Here is a 19925-nt window from a genome sequence, read left to right as displayed (position 1 = left end):
AACCCAAAACGGCGGTGGCGGCGGAAACATCTTGAACAACCCGGCGCATGACACTCTCCCCAAAACGCTTGTTCTGCCTTTGTTCTATTTCGGCAAAGACGCGCCGTCAAGCGAAATGTTCCACTTTTGTTTCAGTGTGGTTTTGAAGCTATCAGACCTCAGTCGGCGACATACGGCGTGAGATGCCCGTCGGCGAAGGTGAGAATGCGATCCATGCGACCGGCCAGCTCGTGATTATGGGTCGCGACCAGGGCCGCGGCGCCCTCTGCCTTCACCGTCTCCCGGAAAGCGTCGAACACCTTCTCGGACGTTGTTGGATCGAGATTGCCGGTTGGCTCGTCGGCCAGCAGCACGTGCGGGCGATTGGCCAGGGCGCGGGCAATCGCAACCCGCTGCTGTTCGCCGCCGGACAATTGCGAGGGCTGGTGCAGGATCCGGTCGCCTAGACCCAGCTGGGTCAGCAGCAACTCCGCCCGTTCGCGCGCCTTGCGCGCCGGAACGCCGCCGATCAATTGCGGCAGGACGATATTCTCCAGCGCATCAAACTCGGGCAGGAGGTGGTGAAACTGGTAGACAAAGCCGATTTCGCGACGCCGGATCGCGGTGCGATCACGATCCGACAGCTCACGTGTTGCCCGCCCCCTCACCCGCACATCGCCGGCATTGGGGCGTTCGAGCAGGCCGGCCGCGTGCAAAAGAGACGACTTGCCAGATCCGGACGGACCGACCAGGCCGACAATCTCGCCGGGCGACAGGCTGAGACTGGCGCCGCGCAGCACCGGCAATTCCCCGGCCTCGGTGACATAGGTGCGGTCGATCGCGTCGAGTTCGAGAACGAAATCACTCATAACGCAGCGCCTCCACCGGATCGAGACGCGCCGCCCGCCAGGCCGGCGGCAAAGTCACCAGCAGGGAAACGGCCAGCCCGAAGATCGAGATGAAGGCCACCTCGCCCCAATCCATCTTGGCCGGGATGCGGTAGAGATAATAGACGTTCGGATCCCAGACCTGGGCCCCGGTTGTCCAGGTGATGAAGTCCTGGATCGGACCGATAAAGGTCACGAAGAGTATGCCCAGCAACAGGCCGGCCAGCGTACCGGCCATGCCGATGCTGGCGCCCACAATCAGGAAAACCCGCATCACCGAGGCTCGGGTCGCGCCCATCGTACGCAGTATGGCGATATCGCGCGACTTGTTCTTCACCAGCATGACCAAGCCGGAAATGATGTTCATGGCCGCGATCGCCACCACGATGGACAGGATCAGTCGCATCGCCGTGCGCTCGAATTGCAAGGCGTTGAAGAAGGCCGGATCAAGCCTTGTATAGTCATAGACCAGCGCATTCGGACCTGCGAGGGCGCGGATCGGGGCGACAAATTGCGGTGCCATTTCCGGAATGTCGAGACGGATCTGGATCGTGTCGACCACGTCCCCACGGTTGAAATAGAGCTGACCCTGATCCAGCGGCATGTAGGCGAGATTATTGTCGATGGTGGAGACACCGGCCGCGATGATCGCCTCGACATAATAGGCTTTTTGCTGCGGCCGGATGCCGAAGGCGGTCGGTGCGGCGCGGGCGGCCGTGAAAGTGACCCGGTCACCGATCGTCACGCCAAGTCGCTGGGCCACGCCGGTCCCGATGACGATGCCATCGCCGCCATTATGCCCGTCACCAAAGGTCTCGAGATCGCCATACTGGATGCCGGTCAGACTGCGGGGATCATCGCCGGACTGGATCACATCCATCCGGGCGAGATCGGACGGCCGCACCGCGAGCACCTGAAGCACGGATTCGTAACGCTCGGACGAGGCCAGGACCTGACCGGTCACCACCGGGTCGGCGCTTTTGACGCCGGTCATCGCTTCGATTTCCGCAAGCAGGCGATCTATATCGTCAGATGGAATTTCACGTGTATCGACATAGACATGCGGCTGGAAACCGAGAAGCTGGCTGAAAAGTTCAGCCCGGAAACCATTCATGATCGACATGACAGCGATCAGGCCGGTGACGGCGAGCGCAATCCCACCGAAGGAAATCCAGGCGATCAGGGCAACGCCGCCATGCTTGCGGCGGGCCCGCAGATAGCGGAAGGCGAGCAGGAATTCATAGGGGCTGAAAGGGCGCGCCCCGCCCGTTAATGCCTCGCCAGTCCCGCGCGCCGCCTCAGTCATCGCTGAACGCCCGGTCCGAGAGCCGCGCCACCGCATCCTCGGGCGAGAGTTCATGCGTCTCACCATTGCGGCGGACCTTGAGCTCGATCTTGCCCTCTTTCAGTCCACGCGGACCAACAACCAGCTGATAGGGCAAACCAATCAGATCGGCGGTCGCGAATTTGGCGCCCGCCCGATTGTCGGTGTCGTCATAGAGCGGGTCGAGCCCGGCCTTGGCCAACGCGGCATAAGCAGTTTCACAAGCCGCATCACACTCGGCGTCGCCGACGCGCATATTGATGATGCCGACACCAAAGGGCGCAACGCTTTCCGGCCAGATACACCCCTTCTCGTCATGATGCGCCTCGATGATCGCGCCCAGAAGTCGCGACACGCCAACACCATAAGAGCCCATATGCACGGCACGCGGCTGACCATCCTGATGCTGGACCAGCGCCTTCATCGGTTCAGAATACTTGGTGCCGAAATAGAAGATATGACCGACCTCGATGCCGCGGGCCGAGAGCTGTCGGTCCTTCGGGACGGCGGCGAACTGCTCAGGCTCGTGCATCTCGTCGGTCGCCGCATAGAGCGCCGTGCGCTGGTCGACATAGGGCTGCAGATCGCCATCGAAATCGACATCCAGTCCCGGCGCACCCATCTCGACGAGATCGGCATGGCAGAAAACCTCGCTCTCGCCGGTTTCGGCCAACACGATGAATTCGTGGCTGAGATCGCCGCCGATCGGACCGGTATCGGCCTTCATCGGCACAGCCTTGAGGCCAAGCCGCGAGAAAGTGTTGAGATAGGCCACGAACATGCGGTTGTAGGAGCGCCGGGCCGCCGCTTCGTCGACATCGAAGGAATAAGTGTCCTTCATGAGGAATTCACGACCGCGCATGACCCCGAAACGGGGCCGGCGCTCATCACGAAATTTCCACTGGATGTGGTAAAGCATTTTCGGCAAGTCCTTGTAGGACTTGCAGTATGAGCGGAAAATCTCGGTGATCATTTCCTCATTGGTCGGCCCGAAGAGCAGCTCGCGATCATGACGGTCGGTGATGCGCAGCATCTCGTCGCCATAATCCTCATAACGCCCGCTTTCGCGCCACAGATCCGCCGACTGGATGGTCGGCATCAGGAGTTCGACGGCGCCGGCCCTGTCCTGTTCCTCGCGCACGATCTGCTCGATTTTCTTCAGCACGCGATGGCCCAGCGGCAACCAGGCATAAATCCCCGCCGCCTGCTGCTTGATCATGCCGGCGCGCAACATCAGCTGGTGCGACACGATCTCGGCGTCAGAGGGCGTTTCCTTGAGGACGGGCAGGAAGTAGCGGGACAGGCGCATGGGGCGATTCCGGTGGGTTCGTGTTTGACGCCCATTAGACCGGGTGAGCGTCGTAATACAAGGCGGGATGCGCGATTGGGTGCAGAGACTTCGTGACCGTCATGGCAAACGCAGCAGGTCTGAAATACACGCGCCGATCGTCACAGTGGAACGTGATCCGAAATCGCCGGAGCGGGTAAAGGCGCCAACCGCTTGCCCCTATCACCCGCTCAGCGGTTCTCCGCCGCTACTCTGCCGCTTCGGATTCGGGCTTGGGCTGGGCGGCCTGACGGGCCTGCCATTTGGCAAGGAGCTGCTTGGACGTCTCGCGCGAGCCGTCCGGCGACCAGCCAGGCGGGGCGAGCAGATACATCGCTGCGTGTTTGAGGGACTTGGCGCCGGCCATGTCCTTCACGATACCCATCCATTCATGCAGACAGATCTTGATCGGGTTGTAGGTGCCCAGATTCTTGACGATGCCATAGCGGCAGGGTTCGTCGGCGCGTTCGACCTGGAAAGTGCCGAACATCTTGTCCCAGATGATGAAAATGCCAGCGTAGTTCTTGTCGAGATAAATCGGGTTGGTGGCGTGATGGACGCGGTGGTGCGACGGCGTGTTCATCACCGCCTCGAACCAGGCCGGGCAACGCTTGATCGCCTCGGTATGGATCCAGAACTGGTAGATCAGGTTGAGCGCGCCGACAAAAGCAACCATGGCCGGATGAAAGCCCAGGAAGACCATGGCCGAACCAAGCCATAGGAATTTCAGGGTCAATGGGCTGATCCAGGGTTGGCGCAGGGCCGTCGTGAGATTGTAGTGCTGTGACGAGTGATGGACGATGTGGTCGGCCCAGAACCAGCGCACGGTGTGAGCAAAACGGTGCGACCAGTAATACAAGAAATCATCAAGCACGAAGGCGATCACCCAGACCCACCAGGCGAAAGAGATATCCAGCAGGCGGTGCTCATAGACGAAGACCGACCAACCACCAAGCAGGATGCCGAACACGATCGAGGACACATTATTGCCCAGCCCCATGACCAGGCTGGCCGCGGTGTCGCGGGTTTCAAACCGGGTCTTGCCGGTCAGGCGCGCATGCAGCATCTCGGCAAAAACGGACAGGGTGAAGAACGGAATCGCCAGCGTGATCGGGTTCCAGTTCTGGACAAAGGCGGGAACGTCCATCTTTAGCTCCTTGCCCCTGCCTGAAGGGGCGCGACCTCGACGGCGACCGCCTGCAGGGCAGTGAGCCGCTCGGCCCAGTCTGCGGCGATCTCGGCGCTGTCAAAGCGCAAGCGGGCCGGTGCGAAGACAAAATCATTGAGACGCAGGTGAAGCGTATGGTCGTTGTCGATGGCCACATCACGGACGCTGCCGGGGCCGAGATAGCGGATCACGAAGTCGCTGCCGCGCGCCACCACAAGACCAAGACACGCGCCGGAGCGTTCGGCGACCAGGGCGCCCTCGCCGTCTGGGGCGAGCACCCCCTCGCCGGCTTCAAAGCCGACGCGGTCCGTATCGAGGCGCATGATCGCCTCGTCCAACCCGCTCAGCTTCGCCTGGGTGCTGATACCCAGCCGGGCGTTGAAAAACACCATGACACTGACGCCGACCACTGATCCGACAATCAGGAAAAACAATCCCATCACTGGCTCCGCCGCACATGAAAACGGGCGGGAACACCTGGTTCCCGCCCGCGATCATACGCTTATTTGAACAATGTTCACTAGCCGCGAACACGCAGCGTGATGCCGTAGGTCTGCGGATCACCCGGATAGGCGTTGTAGCTGGTGCCGAGATAACCAACCGACGGGAAACCGCCCTTGGTGTAATTCTCGTCAAAGATGTTCCGACCCCACACCTGCAAGGCCCAAGCGCCGTCATCGGCACCGAGCGTCACCGACGCGTTGTAGAGCTGAAAGGCATCCTGGTTTGCGAACGGACGCGGGTCCTGGCTGGTGGTGTGCGAGAAATCCGAGATGTGGCTCATCTCGCCACGCCAGGACATCTCCATATTGTCACCGACCTGGTGCGTGTAGGTCGCCGTCATCGCCGCCACGAATTCCGAATTGCCGCGGTCACGACCGGTCAGGTCGTTGAAGAGTGCGGTCACGCCGGCACCATTGGTGCGCTCGGCACCTGGCACGCAAAGCGCGAAATTCGGATCGGTCGAATCAAAGCTGTCCGGGCACGGCGCGTAGAGATATTCGCCGTAGATGCTTTCGAACAGGTAGGTGAAACCACCGGTGACGAGCAGATTGTCGGTCGGTGCCCACTGCCCCTCGAACTCAAGACCGGAGACTTCAATCGAACCGGCATTCTCGAGTGCGAAGCCATTGCCGACGAAATTGTTGGTCTGGAAATCAGTGATTTCCTGGTTGAAGTAGGCCAGCGCGTAGACGAAGCGACCGCCGTCAAAGGACCCTTTGGCCCCCACTTCAAAGCTCTCTGCGGTCTCTTCCTCGAACTCGAAAACGCCGGTGAAGGCGGCATTGGTCGAGACGTTGAAACCGCCCGGCTTGAAGCCCGTCGCGTAGCTCGCATAGACGTTGAACGTGTCCGACACATCATAGGACAGGATAATATTGCCCGAGAAGTTGGTGTCGTTACGCGAGGTCGGGAAGTCGGCTGCATTGACCGGCGGGAAGTTCTGGAAGGCCGTGAAAGCGAGCAGCGGATTGAGGTCCGGATTACTGGCAAATGCCGCCGGCAGCGGAGCGGTCGGCGAAATGCCGAGGCCGATCAGCGTATTCAACAAGGTCGGATCGCCTGCCAAGGCTTCGGCCTGAGCCTGACCAAACAGGATCGACGGCACCAGATACGCACAGGCATCGCCGCCAATGACCGGGAAGAGGCCCGGATCACAGGTACCCGGCGTCACCAGGCGCAGATCCTGTGCCAGATCGACAAAGGAGAAGGCCGACAACGGACCCGGCTGGTTGATGGCCGTGACCATTTCCTTGTCTTCGTCGGAATAGCGACCACCCAGCGTCACCGTGAACTGGTCGGTGAGATGCCAATCGATCTGGCCGAACGCCGACCAGGCATTGGTGTCGTATTGATAGCTTTCCGAAATCAGGCCGTGGCTGGTGGCAACAAAGCCTTCAGCCGGCGTGGTCGGAAGCGCGCCATTGCCTGACGCCAGCGGCACGAAGGCGCCAACGCCAGCGGCCTGGTTCATGTCGAGGAAGATCTCAAGCAGCGAGACGCCGCCCGTACCGGCCGGAAGTCCGAACGAAGCAACGAGGTCGGCCACTGCCGGCGCTGACGCCGCATCGAAGAAGGCGCGGGCATCCGCACCATAAGGCGTCGAATTATCGAAGCTCAGCTCGTTGTTGTAATAGAAACCGCCGAACATCCAGTCGACCATATTGTCGCCGGTCGAGGTCAGGCGGAATTCCTGGGTGAAGCTGTCATACTGGTTCTGGATGTGACGCAGGCTGACCAGGTCGAGGTCAGAGAAGTCGGCGTCAAACAGCTGGTCCTCATCATAATTACGGAAGGCCGTGATCGAGGTGAAGGTGAAGCTGTCGAAATCATGGTCGACCTGGGCCGAAATACCCTGCGTGGTCAGCTGGGTGTTCAGGTCACCGTCAATGGCGATCGTGTCGCCGCCATTGGGATCAGCCGGAACCGCCGTACCGCCAAGGCCGACAAGCGCCGCGAGGTCGATCGGATCATAAAAGGCGAACGGTGCCGCACAGCAATTCTCGTCGATATCACCCCAATCCGCGATGATGCGGACTTCGGTATTGTCGCTCGGGTTGAACAGCAACTGGCCGCGAATGCTCATACGGTCGCGGTTATTGGCCTCGCGGCCATCAACGACTTCAATATAGCCGTCATTCTGGTGGACATTGCCTTCCAGACGGAAAGCTGCGTTGTCAGACAGCGGGCCGGTCACGGTGCCGCGCGCTTGGCGCATGCCGTAATTTCCGACCGTCACTTCGCCGGCATAGTTGAAATCAAAATCCGGCGCCTGGGTGATGATGCTGACGACACCGGCCGGCGTATTGCGGCCGAAAATCGTGGACTGCGGTCCCCGGATGACCTCGACGCGCTCAACCGACATCAAGTCGTTGATCGCGGAGCCGGAGCGCGGACGGTAAACGCCGTCAATGAAGACGCCGACCGACGGCTCGAGGCCCGGGTTGAAGCTCGACGTGCCAACGCCGCGCAGGTTGAACTCGGTGTTGGTGGACGTCGCAAACTCGGAAACCCGAAGCGACGGGACCAGGGTCTGCAGGTCCGCGGCATCGCGAATCTGCGATTGCTCGATCTGCTCGCCGGTCACAACGGCGACCGAGACCGGCGTGTCCTGAAGCGTCTGCTCGCGCTTCTGGGATGTCACGGTGATCACGTCGACCTGAGCCATCGCGCTACCCGCAAAAAGCCCGCTCAGAATAGCCGTCGTGCCCATCGCGACGGCTTTGGAAAACAGTTTCATTGGAATTTCTCCCCTGTGGCGCGGTTTTATTAGCCAACCATTCCGCGCATCTGTCCAATATATGAACACCGCTCGACACCGCTGTCAGCCGGTTTATCCTGACTGCGCAAAAAACATGCCCGGCCTGATGCACGGATACCTCACCCAGCGTTTTGAAATGCCGGCGGAAATCTGACCCTTTTCTCCTGTCCCAACTCTGATACGGTAAACAGTGAACAGCGTTCAAATCGCTGTCATGGGGAGAAAAATGAAGAAACTTATCATTGGCTTAGTCATAATTTTCAGCGCCGGCGCGCTCGCCGCAGCAGGCTGGTTCTACCGCCCCTGGTCCGAGTATTCGCCAGCGGAAATCCAGGCCGCCACCCAGCCCGAACGGCTTGTTGAAACATTTTCCAACATGAGCGATGTCTTCCCCTGGCGCGCGATCAATCCATCCGACTCAGCCGCTCATTTGCCGCGGAATCTTCAATCGGTAGCGATCAGCTACCAGTTTGACGGCGCCGACCGGACCCTTGATGACTGGATGGCCGAAAGTGACACAACGGGCCTTATGGTGCTGCATGATGGCGAGGTCGTTTACGAGACCTACCGCCTCGGCGCCGATGCCGACACTCGCCACACATCCTGGTCTGTCGGCAAGAGCTATGTCGCGACCCTGATCGCCATGGCCATGCAGGATGGCCGAATCGCCAATCTCGACCAGAGCGCCGAAATGTTCGCGCCGCAATATGGCGGTACGGACTATGGCGACACGACACTGCGCCATCTCCTGATGATGTCGGCGGGCATGGATTTCGAGGAGGACTATAACGCCCCGAATTCGGACATCCGCCGTCTCTTTCTAGGCGCCAATATCTATGGCCAGAACATTGACCGTCTGGTTGGCGAGATCGAGCGCAATCGCGCGCCCGGCGAAGACCTGCACTATGTCAGTGCCAATACCCAGGTGCTCTCGGCGGTCGTTCGCGGTGTCTATAACGACAATCTGGCCAATATCGTCCAGGACCGCATCTGGCAGCCGCTCGGCATGACCGGCGAGGCCTACTGGAACCAAAACATCCCCGGCGAGAACGGCATGGCGATCGGCTATTGCTGCCTCAATGCCACGCTCGAGAACTATGCCCGCTTCGGCCAGTTCTATCTGCAGGACGGGGTCTGGGACGGCGCGCGTCTCTTGCCCGAAGGCTGGGTTGCCCAAGCGACCCGACCGAATGCGCCCTTCCAGGAGGCCGGGCCCGATTCGGTCTACGCCCATCGCGGCTATGGCCTGCACTTCTGGGTGCCGGAGAACCATGACGGGGAATACTTCATGGCTGGCGTCTACGGCCAGTATGTCTGGGTCGATGAACGCCGCAATATCGTCATCGCCCGCACCGCGGCCGACACCACGTGGAGTGCCCGGACCGAGGAGTCGATCATCGCGATGCGCGCCCTTGCCGCCCACTATGGCGAGATGTCCGCCTCCGAGACCGAAGCGGGGATGACGGAGGCAGGCAATGAGTAAGCTCGACTACGACTATATCATTTGCGGCGCCGGCTCGGCCGGCTGCACGGTGGCGGAGCGCCTGTCGCGCGACCCGTCCGTCTCGGTCCTCGTTCTGGAAGCTGGCGGCACCGACAATTCACCAATCATCCGCACGCCAATGCTGTTGCAATACGCGGTCACCGGCGAGCAATTCAATTGGGGTTATTGGACCGAACCACAAAAACACCTCAACGACCGCAAACTCCTGTGGCCGCGTGGCAAGACACTGGGTGGCTCATCCTCCATCAACGCCATGCATTATATGCGCGGTGCCCCGGAAAATTACGACGAGTGGGAGAGCGCTTACGGCGCCGAGGGTTGGGGCTGGAACAATGCCCTGCCCGCCTTCAAGGAAGTCCAGCACCAGACCCGTGGCGCCAGCGATCTGCACGGCACGGACGGTCCGCTCTGGGTCCAGGACATCAAGCCGCTCAACCCGCTGACCGAGGACTTCCTCAAGGCGGCAGACCAGCTGCAATACAAGCGCAATGACGATTTCAACGGTCCGGACCAGGAAGGTTTCGGCCCGTATCAGGTCACCCAGAAAGGCAATAAGCGCTGTTCGGCCGCCGACGCCTTCCTGCGCCCGGCCCTGGAGCGCGAGAATTGCGCAGTCCAGACCGGCGCCCTGGTCCATCGCATCGTCATCGAGAATGGCCGCGCCACCGGCGTCGAGGTCGAGATCGAGGGCGAACTCCGCGTCATCAATGCACGCAAGGAAGTCGTCCTCTCGGGCGGGGCGATCAACTCGCCCCAGACATTGCTCCTGTCGGGGATCGGCCCGGCTGACGAATTGCGCGAGGCCGGGGTCAGTGTCGTGCACGACCTGCCCGGTGTCGGCAAGAATCTGCAGGACCATCTCGATGTCACGGCCCAGGTCTGGACCAAGTCATCGACATCGATCGGCAACTCGCTGCGCTCCCTGCCCAGCCACATGTATATGGTGGCGCGTTGGGCCTTGCGCGGCGATGGTCCGTTCACGGTCAATCCGGTGCAGGGCGGCGCCTTCATCAAGTCGACCTTTGCCGACGATCTCCCCGACCTGCAACTGGTCTTCATCCCGGCGATCTCGAACCCGCACGGCGTTGAAAAGACGAGCGGTCACGGCATCACCCTGCATGTCTGCCAACTCTATCCAAAGAGCCGCGGCGAGATCCGGCTGAAAACCACCGACCCCACCGACCATCCGGCCATCCAACCCAATTATCTCGCCGAGGACTTCGATCTCGACGTGATGACCGACGGGCTGGCCAAGGTGCGCGACATTCTCAATGCGCCGGCCTTTGATCATGACCGCAAGGAAGAGCGCTATCCCGGTGCCGACATCACCACGATGGACGGGCTGCGTGAGGATGTGAAAGCCCGCGCTGAAACGCTGTACCATCCGACCTCGACCTGCGCGATGGGATCCGGCGACCTCGCCGTCACCGACAGCCGCTGCCGGGTCAGGGGCGTCGCCGGATTGCGGGCCATCGACGCCTCGGTCATGCCGCGCCTAGTCGGCGGCAACACAAATGCACCCACGATCATGATCGCGACCCGCGCGGCCGCCATGATCGTCGAAGACAACGCGTAGTTAAGGAGGCCACGATGAGTGAAGCCGAAGCCAAGCAGATCGAACGCATGAAAGCCCTTCTGGCGGCCCAGCAATCCGCCTTCCGGGCCGAGCGTCACCGGCCGATCGACAAGCGCAAGGCCGATCTCGACCGGGTCGCTGATCTTTGCCGCAAGCATGCCGATGCCATCGCCGAAGCGATCAGCCAGGATTTCGGCAATCGGGCGAAGCAGGAAAGCGTCATCGCCGAGATCGCCTTCGTGATCCAGGATGCCGGACACGCCAAAAAACATCTGGCCAAGTGGATGAAGACCCGCAAGGTCGGTGTGCCGATGACGCTGATGCCGGGATCGGCCACGATCCGCCGCGAGCCCAAGGGCGTAGCCGGCATTGTCTCGCCGTGGAATTACCCGTTCCAACTCGCCATGGCACCGCTGGTTGCCGCCCTGGCGGCCGGGTGCCGGGCGATGATCAAGCCGTCTGAATACACGCCGGCCACGGCGGAGGTCATGAAATCCCTGCTGGCCGAAGCCTTCGAGGAAGACCATGTCACCGTGATCACCGGTGGACCGGCGGTCGGCGAGGCCTTCACCAAGCTGAAATTCGACCATCTCTTCTATACCGGCTCGACCCAGGTCGGCCGGCTGGTGGCGATGGCGGCGGCGGAAAATCTCGTACCGGTTACGCTCGAGCTGGGCGGCAAATCCCCCGCCATCGTGACCCCGAACTACCCCCAGGATGCGGCCGCCAAATCGATCGGCTGGGGCAAGTTTTTCAATGCCGGCCAGACCTGTGTCGCGCCGGATTATGTCCTCACCCCGAAGGGCAGGGAGAAGGCATTGGGCGAAGCGATCATCAAGGTCGCCCGACACCAGTTCAAGGATGCGGCCAGCGACGACGCCTACACCGCCATCGTGTCGGACCGGCATTATGAGCGCCTCAACGGGATGATTGAGGAAGCCCGCGCCGGCGGCGCCGAAATCCTGCAACCCGAGCATGACAGCCAGGCAGCCCAGGCCGCGCGCAAAATCCCGCCGACCGTGATCCTCAACCCTCCGGTCGATAGCCGCGTGATGACGGAAGAAATCTTCGGACCGGTCCTGCCGGTGATCGGCTATTCCGAGCTCGATGCGGCGACCGACTTCGTCAATGAACGTGACCACCCGCTGGCGCTTTATGTCTATTCCACCGACAAGACCCAGGCCGACCGCGTGCTCGACAGCACGATGTCCGGCGGCGCGGGCGTCAACATCAACCTGCTCCACCTGTCTGTGCCAGACCTGCCCTTCGGGGGTGTCGGGGCATCAGGTCAGGGTGGCTATCACGGCGAGGCCGGCTTCCTGACTTTCAGCCATGAGCGCTCGGTCTTCCGCACCGGCAAATGGCACCCGTCCCGCCTGCTTGCTCCGCCCTACGGCAAGATGTACGAAACCGTCGCAAAGAGGCAGATGAAATAGGCTTGAAATGACGGGACAACTGGCGGGCAAGCGCGCCCTGATCACCGGCTCCAGCCATGGCGTCGGCCTGGCGGCGGCCCACATGTTCGCCGCCCAGGGGGCCGAAGTGGTGCTGCACGGCAATCAGAACATGGCCGATGCCGACACGGCCGTGCAGGCCATCGGCCCGGCCGCACTCGGTGCCGTCCAGGCCGACCTGTCCCTGCCGGGCGCCGGGCGCGATCTCTATGACGCGGCGCTGCACCTGGCCTCCGGTCGGCTCGACATCATCGTCAACAATGCCGGCATCCACTGGGCGAGCCCGCTGGACAGTTCGGATACCGATTGGGAATCCAGTTGGGCGACCACGCTGCAGGTCAATCTGATGGCAGTCGCCGATATCTGCCGGGCCGCAATCCCGGAAATGGTCGCCTCGGGCGGTGGGTCGATCATCAATATCGCCAGCCGCGCCGGCTATCGCGGCGAGGATCGCAATCACATGGCCTATGGCGCTTCCAAGGGCGCCCTCCTGTCGCTGACCAAGACGATTGCCCGGCAATGGGGCAGCGATGGTGTCTACGCCTATGCCCTCGCCCCGGGGTGGATCGATACCCGCATGGGTCCGCAGCACGAGGACGACCGCACCCGCGCCAAGGCCGAAATCCCGATCGGCGAGCTGGCCCATCCCGACGAGATCGCCGCCATGTGCGCTTTCCTCGCCTCGGGCGCCTGTCGCAGCGCGACGGGCAGTTGTATCGACATCAATGGCGCCAGCTACGTCCGGTGAAACCGGAACACCCCGAACCCTTGTTCGACGACGATGCCGGTTTCCGGCAGGCTTTCACGCAGCTGCTCGGCGGCGAACCGGCCCCTGAGGCCGCCCTCAAGGCGGACTGGGTCGACAGCCCGGTCGGCCCCCTCCTGGCCATCGCCGATAACGACCATCTGCGCCTTCTGGAGTTTTTCGACCGCGGCATCCTGCCGACAGAACTCGGCAAGCTGAAAGCTGACGCAGACTCGGATATCAGCCTTGGACGAACCGGCCCGATCGACAGGCTCGCCGACGAATTGCGCGCTTATTTCAATGGACAGAGCGCGACGTTCAAAACCCCGCTCGCGCCGGTCGGCACGCGCTTCGAGCAACGCGCCTGGGACGCCCTGCTCAAAGTGCCCGCCGGCGAGACCCGCAGCTATGGAGACCAGGCCGTCGCGCTTGATCAACCCACCGCGACCCGCGCCGTCGCGCGTGCCAATGGCGCCAACCCGATCGCAATTCTCATTCCCTGCCACCGTATTATCGGTGCGAATGGTTCGTTGACCGGATATGGCGGCGGTTTATGGCGAAAGCGCTGGCTGCTCGACCACGAGCGGCGTGCCTTCGGACACGTTCTGATCTAGCAGGTCTGGACGTATTGGCGCCGGTCAGAACCGGCGATAGGCAATACCGGGCCGGTGAGCGCCTCCCGACCGCGACGGCGTAGCAGCCCAAGGCGAAGCGTCGCCGGTGTCCTCGCCGTGTTCGGCGTCTCGATGTTGAGAGGTGCGGAGCACGTCAATGAGTTGCGCGCCCAACAACATGATATCGAAAGGCTTGGGGATCACTGCCTGGGCGCCGCTCTCATTGAGTTGCTTCCAGTTCCCGACATCCAAGCGAGCCGTCAGGAAGACAAATGGCACACCGGTGCCATTCGGCAGGCGACGGATTGCACGCATGGCGTCGAGCCCGGTCATGCCCGGCATCAAATGGTCAAACAGGCAGATGTCAAAGGCATTGGATCTAAAACACTCGATCGCATCGCGGCCGTTACTGGCGTGGATCACCTCGAAGTCGGACACGGTCTCGAGCGAGAAACGGATAAGATTCGCGTTCGCCTCGATGTCCTCGAGAAGCAATACTCGTTTCCGTATCTCGGCCATGCGGCACTCTCCGTCGACTCGAACGTTCCGTCGGGACGTCTCGTGCACAGCAACATCCGGGCGCCGCTTGAAACTATGGTTAACGCGCAGAGGGCGTGGTAAAAGCTCGCCTTCAAGGCCAAAAAATTCATAAACAAATCATGATGTTATTATCACCCACCCACCTGCCACGCCGCGATCATAAAGTATACAAGCCCGGTTTGAGGCTTTGACCCCAGGCAATGGAGCGTAGGCAAACCTGATCGCGGCCAAGCCGGGTATCGACCGGGTTTGCGCAAGAACCGGGTCGCAAACCTGCCGTGCCTTCCCCACATCGTCTCCAACCCTTCCATGGAGACACGACGATGACGCAAGCTGAAAACGCCAAAACCTTTGCCGCCCTGCACCGACCCGGCGACCCGCTGGTCCTGTTCAATATCTGGGATGCCGGCAGTGCCGCGGCGGTCGCCTCGGCAGGGGCGAAGGCATTGGCAACCGGCAGCCACTCCGTCGCTGAAGCGCAAGGCTGGCCGGATGGGGAAAACCTGCCGCTCGAGACATTGCTGGCAGTCGCGACCCGCATCACCGCAACCAGCAAACTGCCACTCAGTGTCGATTTCGAGACCGGGTTCGCGCGTGAGCCGGAGCGCCTGGCCGACAATGTGAGCCGCCTTCTTGCAACCGGTGCCGTCGGCATCAATTTCGAGGATCAGCTGATTGGAGGCGAAACCGAGAATGGTCTTTACCCGGTCTATCCGCTCGTCGAACAAATCAACCGTCTGCGCGCCGTGCGCGCCGCTGCCCAAGCCGCTGACATCGATCTTTTCATCAATGCCCGCACCGATCTTTTCCTGCGCCAGAAAGACGGTGCGACACATCCTGACTTGATCGACGCCGCGATCGAGCGCGGCCAAGCCTATGCCGAGGCCGGTGCCTCCGGCTTCTTCGTGCCCGGCCTGGTCGCGCCGGAGCTGATCAGCCGCGTGGTGGAGGCAGTCCGCCTGCCCGTCAATGTCATGAGCATGCCCGGCGCGGCCACGAGATCCAGCCTCGCCACCCTCGGGGTCGCCCGCATCAGCCACGGTCCTTTCCCCTATTGGCGGGCAATGGCGAAGGTGAAGGCGTGGGCTGCCGAGGCGATGGCATAACCCGGATCGGACCCCGCCCGCGGCCACGCTGAAGCGGCGATAAACCGGAAGACTCATCCGACATGACCCCGGATAGGGGTTGTGCTTGCAAGAGCGCAGGGGCAGATAGGGGCCGGTCGTTATCGACGACCGGCTGGCCATTTCGGCCCCAAAACCTGACCAGGGACAAAAACAGCTTGAAAAACTTCGCCAACCCGAGCTTCGCCGACCGCAATAAACACGCTGCCGAAGCCAAGAAAAGGCTTCTCGAAAAATTCAAGAATGCGCCCAAGCCGGACGAGGCCCAGCTGGCGGCCCGGCGGGCCGAACGCGAAGCCGCAGATGCGGCCCGCGAAGCGCGCCGGATTGAGCGCGAGCGCGTGAAGGCCGAAGCCGAAGCCCGCAAGGAAGCTGAACGCGCCGAGAAGGCCGCCGCCGTCCTCGCCGCCGAAAAAGCGGCCGCCGACGCCCTCGTGGCCGAAGAAGCCGCCAAGAAAGCGGCCCGCGACGAGCGCTATGCGGCGCGCAAAGCCCGCAAGCGTTAAGCGTGTGACCGAGGGGCATGGACCTTCAGTCCGTGTCCCTTGAAGGAAACTGCCACCCTGTCGAAATAGCTGGCACGGGCACACAGGCCAGGCGTCATTCCGCCGCCAGCGCCTGCTGCCCGGCCCGATAGACCGTGCCCGGCATGGCGCCTGTCAGCTTGCCCTCTTCCATCACCACCTCGCCGGCAACAATCGTCGCGACATATCCGGTCGCGCCCTGCAACAGGCGCTGCCCGCCGGCGGGCAGGTCGCGCTCCATGTGGGGCGGTTCCATCTGCAGGCGGTCCAGATCAATGATATTGAGATCGGCCTTGAGGCCGGCACGCAGATAGCCACGATCGGTCATGCCCATATAGTCGGCCTGGGCGCCGGTGAGCATGCGAACCACGCGCGGCAGGTCGAGCTTGCGGCCGCGTTTACGGTCACGGGTCCAGTGGGTGAGCATGAATGTCGGCATCGATGCGTCGCAGACCGTGCCGACATGGGCGCCACCATCGGACAGGCCATACAGCGCCTGGGGGTGCTCCATCATCTTGAGCACATTGTCGTAATTGAGTTCGGTATAATTATAGAGCGGCAGATAGATCAGCTCGTGGCCATCGCGTTCCAGCAGCGTGTCATAGACCATCTCCATCAGGGAGACGCCCTTGGCCCGGGCCCGCGCTGCCAGTGAGTTTTCGCCAGCCTGCTCATAGTCGGGCGGATTGCCGAGCTGGAAGAATTTCTCGGCGACAAACTCGATATGCTCCATCAGCAAGTCCGCCAGCGGCGGCACCGATGAGCCGGGACCGGAGAGCTTGTCGGTTTTCTCCGACAGGATCTTCGCCTTGAAGTCCGGGTCTTTCATCCGCGCGACACGCTCATCAAGCGGCAGGTCGGCGATGGTCTTGTAGCTCGGATAGCCCATGAAAGGATGGAAGGTGCAGTTGAAGCCGAGGAAGACGCCAATGGCGCGTGGAGCGACCTGCATGCGGGCATCCACGCCCTCGTCTTTGAGTTTCTCGGTACGCTCGATCAGTTTGAGCCACTGATCCGGCGCGAAATCGCGCTGCATGAGCGAGAAGGAAAAGGGCCGGCCAGACGCCTTGGCATAGTCGGCAATAATGCTCCACTCATCGTCGAAATCCTGCTCGCCGCGCTCCAGGTTGAAGTCGGACACTGCCTGCACAACGCCGAAGTCGAGGCCATTGAAAGCACGGGCGATGCCGGCCAGTTCCTCGCGGGTGGATTCAGACGACGGCGTCCACTCACCATCAGCCGTCTTGTGTACGTCCGAGCGACCGGTGGCGAAACCGACTGCGCCCGCTTCCAGCGCTTCGCGGGTCAGACGCCGCATCTCGGCGATGTCGTCGTCGTTGGCCGGCTCGGAGTGAACGGCACGATCGCCCATCACATAGACCCGCAGCGGATCGTGCGGGACCATGGCGGCGATATCGATGGTGCGCGGGATCTTGGCCAATGCGTCGAGATAGTCCGGAAAGCTCTCCCAATCCCAGGTCAGGCCTTCGTGCAGGGCGGTGCCGGGAATATCCTCGACACCCTCCATCAGCTTGATCAGCTTGTCGTGATCCGCCTCGCGCACCGGCGCAAAGCCGACACCGCAATTGCCCATCACTGCCGTGGTGACACCATGATCGATCGAGGGGCGCAGTTCGCCATCCCAGCTGGCCTGGCCGTCATAATGGGTGTGAATGTCGATGAAGCCAGGCGTCACCAGCTTGCCGGTCGCGTCGATTGTCCGGGCAGCAGGACCGAGATCCGAACCGATGGCGGCGATGCGCCCATCCTTGATCGCGACATCGGCGGTGATCGGCGCCCCTCCGGCCCCGTCATGAACCTGGCCGCCCGTGATCTTGATATCGTACATGTCTACCTCCCGTCAGCTCTCGCGCTCTGTGGCGTTTGCCCGAAGTGTCCGCGAATCGAGCAGCCGGAACAAGCCCGCCAGCAGCGATCCGCCGATCAGGTGCCAGATGCTCCAGGTGCCGATGATGGCTGCCGCACCGCCCACCCCGTCGAACTGGCTGAGCAGGATGACCAGTCCGAGCCCGGCATTCTGGATGCCGACCTCGAAAGTCAGGGCGCGCTGGCGCGCGGCCTCCATTGCCATACCGCGCCCGGCCAGCCAGCCGAGGCCGAAAGCGGCGCTGTTATGCAGGATCACGATCGGAATGATGATCGAACCGACAGCCAGGAAGATCGACCAATTCTGGACAATGCCGACGGCAACCAGCAACGCAATACAGGCCAGCGCCAGGGGGCCGAGAATGGCGGCGGCCCGGGCCGCGATGGCGGGCTTCCAGGCATTGATGACCATGCCCAGGCACAGCGGCAGTGCCAGCAGGATGGCAGTCTGCAGGAAAAACGGACCGGGATCGATCTCCAGCGCTCTGACCAGATCTCCGGCCGGTGCGTAAAGTCCGGACCAGAACAGGATGGAGAGCGGCGTCATGACTGCGGCCGACACACTCGATATCGAGGTCAGTGTCACCGAATAGGCGGTGTTGCCACCGGCGGCCCGGGTCAACACGTTGGAGACATTACCGCCCGGGCAGCTGGCGACAATAAGCATGCCCAAAGCGATACTGGCCGGCGGCGACAGCACGAGAATAAGACCCAGCGTCAAGAGCGGGAGCCCGACCAGCTGGACCGCGACCCCTCCCAGAACCCGCAGGGGTTCTTGCCGGACCAATGCGAAATCGGACAGGCGCAAAGTCAGCGCCACCGAGATCATCATCAAGAAGAGAATGAGCGTGATCCCCAGCCGCGATTGGTCATCAACTATTACCTGCAATTGGTCGATCGAAGCGGCGTCCATAAAGAGCTTTCCTGTCAATAACTTGTCACATTAACCAAAGTTGGAAATGTCAGACCAATCAGCGTCTAACCAGTTGTCATGTCAACATAAGGGGTCGCCAAACACGTAAGAGCCTGTATCTTATGACCCTGCATTTGCGGGTCATGAGGCGCTTGGGTCTCACTGTGGCGCGCATGGATCACAGAGACAACATCTCGCCTCGGGGGCCGGATGCTGTGGTTGTTTTTGGTGTAAGCTTGGATGGTCGCACGGGCAGCGACCTGGTGTTTGGGGGACCGGGAATGGGCCGGAAACGTTTTGATGAAATGTCGTGCGCGATCGCGCAGACCTTGAATCAAGTGGGCGATTGGTGGACGCTCCTTATCGTACGTGATGCCATGAAGGGCGCGCGTCGCTTCAGTGATTTCCACGAAAGCACAGGTATTGCAAAAAACATCCTGACGGACCGACTCAACAAGCTTGTTGAGAACGGCATCATGATGCGCGAAGAGGTCGGTGTGCGCGGGCAACGTCAGGAATATGTCCTGACCGAGCGCGGCGAGGCGCTGTTCCCGATCCTCATGGCGATGCAGCAATGGGGCGACAAATGGGTCTATGGCGAGGACGGCCTGCCGCTGGAAGTCTATGACGCTCGCACGGGCGAACAGCTGGCCCCGATCAGCGTCGCCAATCAAAGCGGCGAAGAAGTCACCCATCGTGACATCGCCGGTCGCGATCCGCGCAATAGCTCGATCCGCGAAGCCGGTTAGCCGCCAGTAACAGATACCCCCTCCGCTAAACGGACGGATTAATCGTGTGAACAAAAGGCCCATCAGCTCGTGCGGCAGCGCGATCCGGTGGGCCTTTCTTCCTTCTGACGATCACCCCGCCCACACCGCCCAGCCCCAGGTCAGCACTGGGTCAGCACTGCGGCGGCACCATACTGTGCGGCCGAAGTTCCGATCCACTGCTGAAGAACACGGCAGCCGGTTTCGTCAGACGGTGACTGCGCCGACCCGGGCGGATCATCCGCCGAATGTCACTGGCATGACATTTTTGAAGAGATTCGCCTGTCACACGATTTTTGCAAAGAGATGTGTTGAGACGGGCGAACTCAC

Annotated in this window: 17 protein-coding genes; 8 read left to right on the top strand and 9 right to left on the bottom strand. The window is 61.7% G+C overall.

Going from position 1 to position 19925, the window contains the following annotated elements:
- Positions 1-158 precede the first annotated feature (158 nt).
- The 6 genes from AWH62_RS07010 to AWH62_RS06985 all read right to left on the bottom strand — a co-directional run bounded on the left by AWH62_RS07010 (position 159) and on the right by AWH62_RS06985 (position 7926).
- Complete coding sequence (locus tag AWH62_RS07010) at positions 159-848, bottom strand: ABC transporter ATP-binding protein (protein WP_075189765.1); 690 nt, start codon at positions 846-848, stop codon at positions 159-161.
- Positions 841-2172, bottom strand: coding sequence for a lipoprotein-releasing ABC transporter permease subunit (locus AWH62_RS07005; RefSeq protein WP_075189764.1), 1332 nt, complete (start codon positions 2170-2172; stop codon positions 841-843). Before AWH62_RS07005 ends, AWH62_RS07010 begins: the two co-directional genes overlap by 8 nt.
- Positions 2165-3499, bottom strand: coding sequence for a proline--tRNA ligase (gene proS / locus AWH62_RS07000; protein ID WP_075189763.1), 1335 nt, complete (start codon positions 3497-3499; stop codon positions 2165-2167). Before proS ends, AWH62_RS07005 begins: the two co-directional genes overlap by 8 nt.
- A gap of 226 nt (positions 3500-3725) precedes the next feature.
- Entirely contained in the window at positions 3726-4664 is a 939-nt protein-coding gene (locus AWH62_RS06995; protein WP_075189762.1) for a sterol desaturase family protein, read from the bottom strand.
- Positions 4665-4666: 2 nt separating this feature from the next.
- Entirely contained in the window at positions 4667-5125 is a 459-nt protein-coding gene (locus AWH62_RS06990; protein ID WP_075189761.1) for a hypothetical protein, read from the bottom strand.
- An 80-nt stretch (positions 5126-5205) separates the two neighbouring features.
- Positions 5206-7926: a TonB-dependent receptor gene (locus tag AWH62_RS06985; RefSeq protein WP_075189760.1), complete on the bottom strand. Its 2721-nt coding sequence runs from the start codon at positions 7924-7926 to the stop codon at positions 5206-5208.
- Between the two features lie 247 nt (positions 7927-8173).
- Here AWH62_RS06985 and AWH62_RS06980 point away from each other — a divergent pair, with 247 nt between their 5' ends.
- The 5 genes from AWH62_RS06980 to AWH62_RS17215 are packed head-to-tail and all read left to right on the top strand — an operon-like array spanning position 8174 to position 13840.
- Positions 8174-9430, top strand: a complete 1257-nt coding sequence (locus tag AWH62_RS06980; RefSeq protein WP_075189759.1) for a serine hydrolase — start codon at positions 8174-8176, stop codon at positions 9428-9430.
- Positions 9423-11027 (top strand): GMC family oxidoreductase, encoded by a 1605-nt coding sequence (locus AWH62_RS06975; RefSeq protein WP_075189758.1) that lies wholly within the window; start codon positions 9423-9425, stop codon positions 11025-11027. The genes AWH62_RS06980 and AWH62_RS06975 overlap by 8 nt, the downstream gene beginning before the upstream one ends.
- A 14-nt stretch (positions 11028-11041) precedes the next feature.
- Complete coding sequence (locus AWH62_RS06970) at positions 11042-12463, top strand: coniferyl aldehyde dehydrogenase (RefSeq protein WP_075189757.1); 1422 nt, start codon at positions 11042-11044, stop codon at positions 12461-12463.
- A gap of 7 nt (positions 12464-12470) precedes the next feature.
- Entirely contained in the window at positions 12471-13229 is a 759-nt protein-coding gene (locus AWH62_RS06965; RefSeq protein WP_075189756.1) for an SDR family NAD(P)-dependent oxidoreductase, read from the top strand.
- The gene (locus AWH62_RS17215; RefSeq protein ID WP_075189755.1) at positions 13226-13840 is read left to right on the top strand and encodes a methylated-DNA--[protein]-cysteine S-methyltransferase; all 615 of its coding nucleotides are present in this window, start codon (positions 13226-13228) and stop codon (positions 13838-13840) included. Before AWH62_RS06965 ends, AWH62_RS17215 begins: the two co-directional genes overlap by 4 nt.
- A gap of 24 nt (positions 13841-13864) precedes the next feature.
- Here AWH62_RS17215 and AWH62_RS06955 read toward each other — a convergent pair whose 3' ends face one another.
- A complete protein-coding gene (locus AWH62_RS06955) occupies positions 13865-14359 on the bottom strand; it encodes a response regulator (RefSeq protein ID WP_075189754.1) in 495 nt (164 codons plus the stop codon).
- Between the two features lie 344 nt (positions 14360-14703).
- Between AWH62_RS06955 and AWH62_RS06950 the strand changes: the two genes are divergently transcribed.
- Together AWH62_RS06950 and AWH62_RS06945 are read left to right on the top strand one after the other, a co-directional pair.
- Entirely contained in the window at positions 14704-15486 is a 783-nt protein-coding gene (locus AWH62_RS06950) for an isocitrate lyase/phosphoenolpyruvate mutase family protein (protein WP_075189753.1), read from the top strand.
- Between the two features lie 176 nt (positions 15487-15662).
- A complete protein-coding gene (locus AWH62_RS06945; RefSeq protein ID WP_075189752.1) occupies positions 15663-16010 on the top strand; it encodes a DUF6481 family protein in 348 nt (115 codons plus the stop codon).
- Positions 16011-16104: 94 nt separating this feature from the next.
- Here AWH62_RS06945 and AWH62_RS06940 read toward each other — a convergent pair whose 3' ends face one another.
- Together AWH62_RS06940 and AWH62_RS06935 are read right to left on the bottom strand one after the other, a co-directional pair.
- Positions 16105-17877 carry an amidohydrolase family protein gene (locus tag AWH62_RS06940; protein ID WP_075189751.1) on the bottom strand — a complete coding sequence of 591 codons (1773 nt, stop codon included), beginning with the start codon at positions 17875-17877 and terminating at the stop codon, positions 16105-16107.
- 12 nt (positions 17878-17889) lie between these two features.
- A complete protein-coding gene (locus AWH62_RS06935) occupies positions 17890-18828 on the bottom strand; it encodes a bile acid:sodium symporter family protein (protein WP_075189750.1) in 939 nt (312 codons plus the stop codon).
- A 122-nt stretch (positions 18829-18950) separates the two neighbouring features.
- Here AWH62_RS06935 and AWH62_RS06930 point away from each other — a divergent pair, with 122 nt between their 5' ends.
- Complete coding sequence (locus AWH62_RS06930) at positions 18951-19577, top strand: helix-turn-helix domain-containing protein (RefSeq protein WP_233128269.1); 627 nt, start codon at positions 18951-18953, stop codon at positions 19575-19577.
- The last annotated feature ends 348 nt before the right edge of the window (positions 19578-19925 follow it).

Source organism: Maricaulis sp. W15, assembly GCF_001924955.1.
Classification (GTDB): domain Bacteria; phylum Pseudomonadota; class Alphaproteobacteria; order Caulobacterales; family Maricaulaceae; genus Maricaulis; species Maricaulis maris.
This window is presented reverse-complemented; position numbering and strand designations above follow the sequence as displayed.

Excerpts from the sequence above, each read along its gene's own strand:
- AWH62_RS06930 (WP_233128269.1), top strand. The coding sequence starts at position 18,951 with ATGACCCTGCATTTGCGGGTCATGAGGCGCTTGGGTCTCACTGTGGCG.
- AWH62_RS06995 (WP_075189762.1), bottom strand. The coding sequence starts at position 4,664 with ATGGACGTTCCCGCCTTTGTCCAGAACTGGAACCCGATCACGCTGGCG.
- AWH62_RS06980 (WP_075189759.1), top strand. The coding sequence starts at position 8,174 with ATGAAGAAACTTATCATTGGCTTAGTCATAATTTTCAGCGCCGGCGCG.
- AWH62_RS06935 (WP_075189750.1), bottom strand. The coding sequence starts at position 18,828 with ATGGACGCCGCTTCGATCGACCAATTGCAGGTAATAGTTGATGACCAA.
- AWH62_RS06965 (WP_075189756.1), top strand. The coding sequence starts at position 12,471 with ATGACGGGACAACTGGCGGGCAAGCGCGCCCTGATCACCGGCTCCAGC.
- AWH62_RS06985 (WP_075189760.1), bottom strand. The coding sequence starts at position 7,926 with ATGAAACTGTTTTCCAAAGCCGTCGCGATGGGCACGACGGCTATTCTG.
- AWH62_RS07005 (WP_075189764.1), bottom strand. The coding sequence starts at position 2,172 with ATGACTGAGGCGGCGCGCGGGACTGGCGAGGCATTAACGGGCGGGGCG.
- AWH62_RS06990 (WP_075189761.1), bottom strand. The coding sequence starts at position 5,125 with ATGGGATTGTTTTTCCTGATTGTCGGATCAGTGGTCGGCGTCAGTGTC.
- AWH62_RS06970 (WP_075189757.1), top strand. The coding sequence starts at position 11,042 with ATGAGTGAAGCCGAAGCCAAGCAGATCGAACGCATGAAAGCCCTTCTG.
- AWH62_RS06955 (WP_075189754.1), bottom strand. The coding sequence starts at position 14,359 with ATGGCCGAGATACGGAAACGAGTATTGCTTCTCGAGGACATCGAGGCG.
- AWH62_RS06940 (WP_075189751.1), bottom strand. The coding sequence starts at position 17,877 with ATGTACGATATCAAGATCACGGGCGGCCAGGTTCATGACGGGGCCGGA.
- proS (WP_075189763.1), bottom strand. The coding sequence starts at position 3,499 with ATGCGCCTGTCCCGCTACTTCCTGCCCGTCCTCAAGGAAACGCCCTCT.
- AWH62_RS06950 (WP_075189753.1), top strand. The coding sequence starts at position 14,704 with ATGACGCAAGCTGAAAACGCCAAAACCTTTGCCGCCCTGCACCGACCC.
- AWH62_RS07010 (WP_075189765.1), bottom strand. The coding sequence starts at position 848 with ATGAGTGATTTCGTTCTCGAACTCGACGCGATCGACCGCACCTATGTC.
- AWH62_RS06975 (WP_075189758.1), top strand. The coding sequence starts at position 9,423 with ATGAGTAAGCTCGACTACGACTATATCATTTGCGGCGCCGGCTCGGCC.